Raw genomic sequence first — 6,634 nt, 5'->3', positions numbered from 1 at the left:
GTTCGGGTCGCTGACACCTTCCACCCTGGTCGGGTCGCCACGCCGCGCGAGGTGCAGGGCCGCCATCTCGTCCAGGTTCTCCGGTCGTGGACCGGCGATCTCCGGGATGGGCGCGCCGCTCGGCGCCGGCTCGGCGGCGACCGCAAGGCCGGCGAGGGCCTCGGCGACGGTACGGGCAGCCACCAACTGCGTTCGCATCCTCGGTACGTGGGTGACTTCGCCCCGCCGGCCCCAGTCGACCAGCTCGGCGACGAACTCGTGGAACTGCGCCGCGCGCAGGATCCGGACCGGGACCGGGCCGGACAACGCGGCCTGCTCGTGGGCGAGCTTCGCCGCGTTGTAGCCGGCGGTGAACCTGTCGATGCCGATGATCGAAACCACGACCATCCGCTGCACGCCTGCCTGTTCGCCGGCCTTGTGCAGGTTGGCGGCGGCCGTGGTGAAGAACTCGGTGGCCGTCGACCGCTCCGGTGACGGCCCCGTTGCGGTGTCGATCACGCACTCCACGCCGGTCAGCGCCTGCGCCAGTCCCTTGCCTGTGATCACGTCCACCCCGGTGGACCGGGACATCGCGACGACCTCGTGTCCGGCCGCGGTCAACACGTCGACCACGTGACGGCCGACGCGTCCGGTCGCTCCCGCTACGGCGATCTTCCTGCTTGCATCCATGGGTACCCTCTCCCTTGCGGTCTCGCCTGGCTACACCGCTCTGACGGGCGGCGGCGGAGGAAGGTTTCAGTGGCGACACAGGAATTTCTCGCAGAACGGTTCCAGGCGCACCGACCCCATCTGAGAGCGGTGTGCCCTTCGAGGACATCGCCTCCATCTTGGAGCGTTCCCCGTCCGCGGCCAAGCAGCTGGCCAGCCGAGCCCGCCGCCGGGTCCAGGACGTGCCCGCACCTGAGAAGGATCTGCCTCGGCAGCGCCGTGTCGTCGAGGCCTTCATGGCCGCTACCCGGGCCGGCGACTTCGAGGCCCTCGTCCGCGTGCTGCACCCCGATGTGCTGCTGCTAGCCGACCGTGGCACCACCCTCACGACGATCCGCGGTGCCGCGGCGGTGGCCGGGCAGGCGCTCACCTTCGCCCACTTCGCGTACGCATCGGAGCCGGTGCTCGTCAACGGAGCCGCCGGGCTGCTCAGCACCGCGGACGGTCGGCCGACGGCGCTCATGAGCTTCACCGTCGCCGCGGACAAGGTTGTGGCCATCGACATCATCGCCGACCCCGACCGGCTGCGCTCACTCGTCTCGTAGGCGCCACCGGGTCGATCAGCGGTAGCCGGTGGTGTCGGCCGGATTCCCAGCACTTTGGACCTCCGGGAAGTACCTTCACGCGTCCGGCTGCGAGCCGTCCAGATCTGTGAATCCGTACTCCTTCGCGAGGTCGCCGCTGGACAGCGACATGCCGTTCCACCGCGCGCGTCGGGGGTCGCCGGCCAGGGCGGCGACGGCGCGTCCGACGAATCGAGGAGACTCGGAGATAGCGAAGTGTGGCTCCTGGGCGGTGGCGTCCCGCCAGTTCTCCTCTCGGACGCCGAAATGGTCGAGCATGTTCTCCTAAGCGTGGGACGACCCAAGCTTCAGACGAACGAAGAAGTGCTGGACGCGGCTCTCGCCGCCCGCACCTGTAGATCAGCTCCATGTGCAATCTGCAGGCCGAGGTCGTGCCGCTGTCACTGGCCGGATGGATCTCCTCGCCAACAGACTGGCGGCATCCGACCCGATGCGATGGAGGAGACGATGGCCTTCCGCAAGAGCCCGCTGCCGGGCGGCTCGCCCGGACGGCGGTGGCCACGGACACTGCTGCGCGTAGGCGTGGTCATTCTCGCCGTGCTGACGCCGCCGCTCGTGGTGGGCGTCAGAAACGCGACGTCGTACCTGCACACGCTGTACGAACCCGCCACCGACACGACGGTTCCGGCCTCGGTGCGCGACGCGACGCCGGCTCCCCATGATCCGGCCAAGCGCACCGTGGTGATTCTCCTGAGTAACCAGGGTGCCCATGTGGGGGACGCGCTGGGACCGTACGAGACGTTCGCAGCCACCGGTGCGTTCAACCTCTACACCGCCGCGCCGGAACGCAAGCGGGTGACATTGCTCGGTGGACTGGACATCGTTCCCGACTTCAGCCTCGCGGCCCTGGACGGACGACTCGCCGGGAAAGCACCCGATGTCGTCGTCGTGCCGCAGATGCCCGCGGCCGAGCAGGCCGTGAGCGCTCCGGTGCGGAACTGGCTGGCGCGGCAGGCGCAGCGGGGGACTCTGGTGCTCGGCGTGTGCATCGGAGCCGAGGTGCTGGCTTCGGCCGGACTGCTCGACGGCCGTGACGCGACCTCGCACTGGTTCCGGCTCGGGGCGCTGGGCGAGGCATACCCGGATGTGCATTGGCAACGAGGCACACGGTACGTCGACGATGGAGACATCATCACCACCGGCGGAGTGCTCTCCGGCATCGACGGCTCGTTGAGGGTCATCGAGCGCATGCTGGGCACGCAAGCCGCCGCCAGAGCAGCTGCCGCGGTGGGGTGGCGACACTATTCGGCGGGCGGTCCGGCACCACTGCCATCGTCCAGCTTCGGATTGTCCGACACCATCGCCGGCATCAACCTGACCTTCCGACCCAGACCCACAATCGGGGTGATCCTGACCGACGGCGTGGGAGAGCTCGAGCTGGCCTCGATCTTCGGGTCGTACACCGAGGCCGCGTATGCCGCACGGACCAGGGCGATCAGCGCGGGGGCGACGGCGCCCATCCGGTCGCGGCACGGCCTGATCTTCGTCCCGCGCGGTGACGCCTTCGCCGAGCGGGATCTGGACCGGCTGATCGTTCCGGGGGCTGACGCGGCGCGGGTGCGACGGACCGCCCTGGACGCTCGCTCCCGCGACGTGCTGCACATCGTCCCGGAGTTCCCGCACGCCGGACCGGGCTTCGCCTTCGACGCGGTGCTGCGGGACATGGCCCGTACCATCGACGTCCCGACCGCCCGATGGCGGGCCAAGACCCTGGAGTACCCGCCGTCCGACCTCGACGGCGTCACCGGGCCGGGATGGCCCTGGCCGGCCATGCTTCTGCCCCTGCTGTACGGCGTCGGCGGCCTGGTTGTGCTCGTCGCGGTGCGGTGGGCGGTGCGGAAAGTGCGGAGCCGCCGCAGGACGCCGTCCGGCCACGACAGCTCGGCACCAGCCACCCGGGACGCGGTCGACGTCAGGACCGCGGTATGACGAAGGTCCGGGATCAACGGCGACCGTTGAGTGAGTCGATGAAACGCTGCTCGAACGCACCGGCGTCGGCACTCAGAGCGGCTCGGATCCGCGATCCGCTCGGCGTGACGATCGTGCGTCCGCACTGCTCGCCGTCCTGCACCACGTCGACTTTCCTCGACTCGAATGTGGTGATCGTGCCGTCGTCGTGGACGGCCGACACCGCGGCCAGCGCGTCCCACCAGTACATGATGCCCAGATCGATCAATGCGGCCATGTCGGGGTGGGTGACGATGCGATGGGTGATCCGGGCACCGGGGGAGACCTGGTCCGCCCCCAGGCGCGCAACGAAACCATGCGTGATCGGCGTCGAGGCGGTGGCGTCTAAAGGAACCATGTGGACACTTCCGGGCCGGGCCCTGCGGAGGACCTCCCGCGCCGACGCCGGATCCAGCCACATGTTGAATTCCTGGGAGTTGTCGAAGCCGGGCAGTGCCGACCCGTAGAGGTTGCCCGGCACATAAAGAGCACCTCCCATGAGTTGGATTCGCCCGATCCTCATCGCCACACCGCGAACGCGCAGCGCCGCCGCCACATTCGTGAGCGGACCGGTGGCCACGACGGTGACCGGGCGCGCCGACGAGAGAACGGCGCGGACCAAGAGATCTCGCGCGCTCAACGGTGCCTGGTGTGGCGGACGGTCACCGTCGCCGAGTGACCCGCTCAGGACGTTCTCGATCGTCGTGACCAGCTCTGGCGGCGCGGGGTTCCGGCCTTCCCCCGTCGCGCCCTCGGCGACGGGAATCCACGGCAACCCGCACTGCTCCAGGACGCTCAACGCGTGCCGCAGGGTGCGGCCCGGCCGGCCGAAACCGTTGTTCGCCACGGTGACGGCTCGCAGGTCGATGCGGCCGAGTTTGTGCTCCTCGCACAGATAGGCCAGCGTGGAGGCGTCGTCGAAGTCCAGGTCGCTGTCGTAGATCACCGGGATGGGTGCGATCGCTCCGCCGGCCCAGGACGGGCCGGACGGGCCGATCGCGGATGCCACGGCAGCCGCCGCCACCGTGCCGATCGCCGTGCGCCGTGACAGGTACATGAGGTCCCTCTTTCTCCTGGTGGTCACACGACGCGCGGAGATGCGGCGCGAAACTGTCCGATGTCGACAGTGGTCCAGCGTGACACGCCCGGCCTTCATCCCGGTTTCATCGAGGCCCATACGTCGCGGGGCGTACGTAGCAATGCGCGCGTGGACGGATGGTCTCGCGGGTCGATGCGGGCATGGTGCATTGACGACCCGGCTTGCCACCCATTTGGAGACGCGCGATGAACGTTCACCCCGATCGTCGGATGCCCGCCCGGTATCGCCGGTTTCCCGCTACGGACCTGCCGGCCCGGCTGATGCTGGTGCTGGTCGCGCTCGGTCTGCCCCGCACCGTCCTGGCCGATCTGGACATCGTGGCCCCGGAGAGCTCCCTGCTCTACTACTTCCTCGCGTTGGTGCCGTTCGCGGTGTGGCTGGTGGTGGCGGTCGTGCGGAGCAGTCGCCGGCCGGTCATGGACTTCCTCATGCTCGGCGGCCTGTACGGGCTGTCGCTCGTGGTGGTCCATCAGTTGCTCTGGAGCGTGGGACCCTCCCTCGGCCACCACCCACCGGAAAGCGCTGTCGCTTTCGCCGACATGTTCAGCCCTGCCTGGCACGATCTTGCGCTACGTGCATACACCAGCGGAATCGCCATGATGATCGGTCTCGGGACCGGCCTGATCGCCGCGCTGATCGCCCTCGCCGCACACCAGTGGCGCAAGAGCCGAGTGGACGGCTAATCCTCACCGCGCCTGCGGTCCGGCTCGCCGCGTTCGCGGTCCAGCGCGTCCTCCAGTCGGCCGTCCAGCTCGGCGAGGTCCGTCTCGGCGAGCCGGCCGACCCCGCGCTGCAGCGTCTCCCAGTACTCGGGGACGGACGCCAGCCGCCGCGGAGTCGCGTGCCCGTCGCGCAATTGCTCGCCCATCTCCCTGACGAGGGGATCATCGTGCTCGGCCATCATCCGTGCCAGCCGATGGCGGCGAGCGACGGTGTCGCGGAGCAGCCAGCCGTCCGCCGTCTGCTCGAACTTGGACAGGAGATCCCTGACGCTCGGCTGTTGCGGAGGTGTGTCATTCATGCCGCGCCCTTTCGGTGGGTCGTTCAGGCAGGCAGTGCGGGGACAGCCGGCAGAGGCGGCAGGGGGAAGTCCCCGTCGACGGCGCCGAATCCGTTGGCAGAGCTCTTCAGGGTGGCGGTGAGCGATTCCAGCTTGGCGATGTACTCCATCGCCGTACGGACGCCGTTCCACACCTGCCAGATCTCCGCCATGCCGAAGATGCCGGCGAGCGCGGCGACGGGGAGACCGACGCCGGTGCTGGCCGACCCACCGGCGACCATGCCGGCGGCGGCCGCGGCGATGGCGGCGTCGGCGATGTCGTGCAGCAGCCCGCCCACCGTGTCGGCGATGTCGTAGGCGCCCTGAGCCGCGCTCCGATACTCGGCGCCCATCTTCTGCAGCGAGTCGGCAGCGGCCCGCAACGACTTGATCGACCGGTACAGGTGAGCGTCCGCGGCGTCCGCGGCGTTGCCGTCCCACACCGTCGGCAGCCAGGAGGCCAGCATGCTCAGGTTCATGCCGACGTCCCGGAGACAACCGGACACCTGCTCCAGCACTGTGCCGACCCTGGCCATCCCCACCCAGTCGCCGCAGAGCGGCTTGAGGATCACCTCGAACGGGTCGTAGGCCCGATCGCAGATGCCCAGCCACGCGGCGAATGCCGTGACCTCGTAGATGGCGTCACGAAGCGCGGTGGACGGGGAGATGAAGTCGTGCCACTTGGGCTTGTAGTGCATGTCGTACGCGTCGTCGTCGTACTCGACGTCCTTCAGATGATCGGCGGGCTCCACCACATCCTCGAACATCGTCTGGTTCCGATTGTCCGGGCCGGGCGTCACGCTGGAGACTCCCTTGCCCTCCGCCGCGACGTTCACGGCGGGCAGCGTGGAGTCGAATCTCTCCGCGCTCGTATGGTCGGTGCGGACGTAGTAGTCGCGAGCGAGGGTGATGGCGTCCGCGGTGGCCGGCAGGGTCTCCTTCCCGGCCTTGTCCAGGTAGGCGAGGACGTCTGCACGGATCTGATCACCGTCGGGCTGGAACTGGTTGATGATGCCGTCGAGGATCCAGATGATCTCGCCGTGCTTGTCGAAGTGGCCGGCGGCCTTTGCCACGGCGTCGCCCGCACGCTCCACCATTCGCGCTGTGCCGGCCAGGCCGGACTGATCGGCGTACAAGCTCATCGCTGCGACGTTAGAGGTGGCCGGTTTCATTTCTCCTTCACGGTGCCCAAGCGGCGCCGGCGGAGGGCATGAGCGTGGCCGACCGCAGACGGGGGGACTGCCGTCGGCCACGCGC

Annotated in this window: 7 protein-coding genes and 1 pseudogene; 3 read left to right on the top strand and 5 right to left on the bottom strand. The window is 69.1% G+C overall.

Translation table 11 applies throughout. From position 1 onward, the window contains the following. Nucleotides 1-669, bottom strand: a 669-nt coding sequence (locus tag AB0M20_RS20530) for an NAD(P)H-binding protein (protein WP_364300340.1), incomplete at its 3' end; no start/stop codon positions are given. Between the two features lie 131 nt (nucleotides 670-800). Here AB0M20_RS20530 and AB0M20_RS20525 point away from each other — a divergent pair. Next, nucleotides 801-1,253 (top strand): hypothetical protein, encoded by a 453-nt coding sequence (locus tag AB0M20_RS20525; RefSeq protein ID WP_364300338.1) that lies wholly within the window; start codon nucleotides 801-803, stop codon nucleotides 1,251-1,253. A gap of 75 nt (nucleotides 1,254-1,328) precedes the next feature. On the opposite strand, the pseudogene AB0M20_RS20520 reads toward AB0M20_RS20525, so the two are convergent. After that, nucleotides 1,329-1,556 (bottom strand): annotated as a pseudogene (locus AB0M20_RS20520) (short-chain dehydrogenase); the annotation flags it as partial. Between the two features lie 183 nt (nucleotides 1,557-1,739). On the opposite strand from AB0M20_RS20520, the gene AB0M20_RS20515 reads away from it, so the two are divergent. Then, nucleotides 1,740-3,221 (top strand): DJ-1/PfpI family protein, encoded by a 1,482-nt coding sequence (locus AB0M20_RS20515; protein WP_364300335.1) that lies wholly within the window; start codon nucleotides 1,740-1,742, stop codon nucleotides 3,219-3,221. Nucleotides 3,222-3,234: 13 nt separating this feature from the next. Here AB0M20_RS20515 and AB0M20_RS20510 read toward each other — a convergent pair whose 3' ends face one another. Further along, nucleotides 3,235-4,296, bottom strand: a complete 1,062-nt coding sequence (locus tag AB0M20_RS20510) for a nucleoside hydrolase (protein WP_364300333.1) — start codon at nucleotides 4,294-4,296, stop codon at nucleotides 3,235-3,237. Nucleotides 4,297-4,523: 227 nt separating this feature from the next. Between AB0M20_RS20510 and AB0M20_RS20505 the strand changes: the two genes are divergently transcribed. Beyond that, a complete protein-coding gene (locus tag AB0M20_RS20505) occupies nucleotides 4,524-5,021 on the top strand; it encodes a hypothetical protein (protein ID WP_364300331.1) in 498 nt (165 codons plus the stop codon). On the opposite strand, the gene AB0M20_RS20500 is transcribed toward AB0M20_RS20505, so the two are convergent. After that, the gene (locus tag AB0M20_RS20500) at nucleotides 5,018-5,359 is read right to left on the bottom strand and encodes a hypothetical protein (RefSeq protein ID WP_364300329.1); all 342 of its coding nucleotides are present in this window, start codon (nucleotides 5,357-5,359) and stop codon (nucleotides 5,018-5,020) included. The two genes, AB0M20_RS20505 and AB0M20_RS20500, sit on opposite strands and share 4 nt — an antisense overlap. 23 nt (nucleotides 5,360-5,382) lie before the next feature. After that, complete coding sequence (locus AB0M20_RS20495) at nucleotides 5,383-6,519, bottom strand: hypothetical protein (RefSeq protein ID WP_364300327.1); 1,137 nt, start codon at nucleotides 6,517-6,519, stop codon at nucleotides 5,383-5,385. Nucleotides 6,520-6,634 lie beyond the last annotated feature (115 nt).

Origin of the sequence: Actinoplanes sp. NPDC051633 (assembly GCF_040681735.1) — a bacterium.
In the GTDB taxonomy this organism is placed as follows: Bacteria; Actinomycetota; Actinomycetes; order Mycobacteriales; family Micromonosporaceae; genus Actinoplanes.
The sequence above is the reverse complement of the archived record's forward strand: the minus strand, read 5'-3'. Positions and strand labels throughout refer to the sequence as shown.